At 73.7% G+C, this 3,079-nt stretch carries 4 protein-coding genes; 3 read left to right on the top strand and 1 reads right to left on the bottom strand.

The genetic code is table 11. The features are described from left to right. Nucleotides 1-168: 168 nt before the first annotated feature. Nucleotides 169-831, top strand: a complete 663-nt coding sequence (locus tag HW445_RS24300) for a DedA family protein (protein WP_180223080.1) — start codon at nucleotides 169-171, stop codon at nucleotides 829-831. A gap of 84 nt (nucleotides 832-915) precedes the next feature. Here the strand turns inward: HW445_RS24300 and HW445_RS24305 are convergent, their stop codons facing one another. Then, complete coding sequence (locus tag HW445_RS24305; RefSeq protein ID WP_180223081.1) at nucleotides 916-1,566, bottom strand: TetR/AcrR family transcriptional regulator; 651 nt, start codon at nucleotides 1,564-1,566, stop codon at nucleotides 916-918. Nucleotides 1,567-1,720: 154 nt separating this feature from the next. On the opposite strand from HW445_RS24305, the gene HW445_RS24310 reads away from it, so the two are divergent. Next, nucleotides 1,721-2,281, top strand: a complete 561-nt coding sequence (locus HW445_RS24310; RefSeq protein WP_180223082.1) for an NAD(P)H-dependent oxidoreductase — start codon at nucleotides 1,721-1,723, stop codon at nucleotides 2,279-2,281. 119 nt (nucleotides 2,282-2,400) lie between these two features. Then, nucleotides 2,401-3,079, top strand: a 679-nt coding sequence (locus HW445_RS24315; RefSeq protein ID WP_180223083.1) for an oxygenase MpaB family protein, incomplete at its 3' end; no start/stop codon positions are given.

A 3,079-nucleotide genomic window follows, 5' to 3' on the forward strand; every position in this document is an offset into this window, starting at 1 on the left:
TCCACGACCTGCGCGGACCTCGCCCGTGTGCGCGGCGGATGCGCGGGCAGCAGTTGTGGGGAACGCCACCGAGGACGCGGCCGTCCGCGCCGTCGTTCCCGTCCGGCGTTTCCTAGGGTGGAGGGAACGCCCTGTTCCCTTCACGGCCCGCGCGGCTCCGGAGACTCCATGCACCTTTCGTCCTTGGCCGCCGCTCAGCCGGAGAAGCCGGGCGGCATCGCCGGCTGGGCCGTCGACCTGGTCGAGAACCTGGGCGGTCCGGGTGCCGGGCTGGCCATCGCGCTGGAGAACCTCTTCCCGCCGCTGCCCAGCGAGGTGATCCTGCCGCTCACCGGCTTCGCCGCCGGGCAGGGCGTCCTCAGCCTGGCCTCCGCGCTGTTCTGGACCACGCTGGGATCGGTGGTCGGAGCGGTGGCCCTCTACTGGATCGGCATCCTCCTCGGACGCCGCCGGCTGTACGCGATCTGGGCCAGGCTGCCGCTGGTGAAGACGTCCGACCTCGAGCGGACCGAGGAGTGGTTCGCCCGGCACGGCACCAAGGCGGTGTTCTTCGGCCGCATGGTGCCGGTCTTCCGCAGCCTGATCTCCGTGCCGGCCGGGCTGGAGCGGATGCCGCTTCCGGTGTTCCTCGGGCTGACCACGCTGGGCAGCCTGATCTGGAACTCGGTGCTGGTGATGGCCGGGTACCTGCTGGGCGACCGCTGGGAGCTCGTCCAGGGATACGTGGGCGTGATCTCCAAGGTGGTGCTGGGCGCCGCGGCCGTGGCGCTGGTGGCCTGGATCGTCGTGCGGCTGCGGGAGCGCCGCCGCTCGGGGGCGGACCGCTCCTGAACGGCCTGGGACTCCCGAACGGCCCGGACGGGGGGACGCCGCCGGGGCGGGCCTGAGCCTCAGCCTGTCAGGCGAGCGTGAGCCTCAGCCGGTCAGGCGGGTGACCAGGTGGTGCCAGGCGTCCTCGACGCGGGTCAGCGTCATGCCGCAGCCGACCGTCAGGTGATGGGTCAGCGAGGTGCCGAGGAAGGCGAGCAGGGTGTGGGCGAGCAGCTCCACATCGCCCCCGGCGCCGTGCTCGCGCAGCAGATGCGTGAGATGGGTGTGCCGCAGCTGGTGGGGCGGGCTGCTCAGATGGCGCAGCGGGTCCGTCTGCAGGGCGAGGAACAGGTCCTGGTGGCAGGCCTCGTGCCGCAGCACGGCCGGGCCGAACGCGTGCAGCCGCTCCAGCGCGGGGGCGCCGGGGCCGACCGGCGGCGGACCGGAGAGGAACGAGGTCTGGAACTGCCGCTCGCGGTGGTCGAGCAGGGCGATCAGCAGACCCGTGCGGTCGCCGAAGCGGCGGAAGACGGTGCCCTTGCCGACGCCGGCCGCCTGGGCGACCGCCTCCATGGTGAGGTGCGCCACGCCGTGCTCGCCGAGCAGCCGGGTGGCCGCGTCCAGCAGCCGGGCCCGGTTCCGCGCGGCGTCCGCGCGCAGGCCGCACGGGCCGCTCGAGGCGTCCACCGGCAACCCGGTCGCGGCGTCGGCGACCTGGAGCGGCTCCCCGGTGGGCGGCGGTACGGCGGTGTCCATGAGCTTCACAGTACCGCAACACAGCCGAAGTGGACCACGGTCCGGATAGGTGGTACAACTTTGAACGAGGGTTGGTGCGGGGCATCCGCTTCCGGCCCCGGCGGCGAGGACGTCTCGCCGTCACGTCTACGTTCCGCTCATCCAGGGAGTGCTCATGTCCGTCCGCGTCCTCGCCCTTGTCGGTAGCCTCCGTGCCGGCTCGCACAACCGCCAGCTCGCCGAGGCCGCCGCCAAGCACGCCCCCGAGGGCGTGGAGGTCGAGCTCTTCGAGGGTCTGGCCGACGTCCCGTTCTACAACGAGGACATCGACGTCGAGGGCTCGCTGCCCGAGGCCGCCGCCCGCCTGCGTGAGGCCGCCGGTGCGGCCGACGCGCTCCTGTTCTTCACCCCGGAGTACAACGGCACCATGCCGGCCGTGCTCAAGAACGCCATCGACTGGCTGTCCCGTCCGTTCGGCGCGGGCGTCCTGTCCGGCCGTCCGGCCGCCGTCATCGGCACCGCCTACGGCCAGTACGGTGGCGTCTGGGCCCAGGACGAGGCCCGCAAGGCGCTCGGCATCGCCGGCGCCGCGGTGGTCGAGGAGCCCAAGCTGGCCATCGCCGGGTCGGTCGTCCGCTTCGCCGAGCTGCACCCGGCCGACGACACCGAGGCCGTCGCCGGCCTGACCGAGGTCCTCGCCCAGGTCGCCGAGCGCACCCGCGCCGCCGCCGCCTGAGCCGCACCGCTCCGCAACCGCCGCGACGGCGGCACGGGTCTCCACCCGTGCCGCCGTCGCGGCGTTTTCCGGACGCCGTCCGGACTGCTCGAGGCTTCCGCACCGCCGTAGGAGACGTCATGACCGTGATACCGCCCCCCGTCACCGCCTCGCAGGTGAGGGCGCCGCTGCCGGGAGGCCCGGTGTGGCGGGTCTTCGGCGACGTGCGCGCCCTGCTGCTGGCGCCGGAACTGCTGCTGCTCCAGGTCGCCCACCCGGTGGTCGGGGCGGGGGTGGCCGACCACAGCAACTTCCGCGCCGAGCCCTGGCCCCGGCTGGGCCGCACCCTGCTCTCGCTCAGCACGGTGATCTACGGCGGCCAGGAGGCGGCGACCGCGGAGGCGCGGCGGCTGATCGGCGTGCACGCCGACATGAAGGGCGTGGACCCCTCCGGGCGCCGGTACCACGCGCTGCACCCCGAGGCCTACCACTGGGTGCACGCCACCCTGGTCAAGGCGCCGGTGGACGCGATGCGGATCTTCGGCCGGGAGATGGACGAGGCCGCACTCGCCGCGTACTACCGGGAGATGAGGAACGTCGGCCGTGTCTGGGGGCTCAAGGAGCACCACCTGCCGCCGGACTGGGAGGCGTTCGTCGCCTACTACGACTCCATGGTCGCCGAGCGGCTGGAGGCGAACCGGTCCGTGCGGGACGTCCTCGACGCGCTGGCCGCCCCGGCGCGACCCGCCCGGTGGATCCCCGAGGCGCTCTGGCGGCCGGTGGGCCGTGCGGCCGGCCGCGTCGCGCTGTTCATCACCG

This window comes from Streptomyces sp. UH6, from assembly GCF_013421635.1.
Lineage (GTDB): Bacteria > Actinomycetota > Actinomycetes > Streptomycetales > Streptomycetaceae > Streptomyces > Streptomyces abyssomicinicus.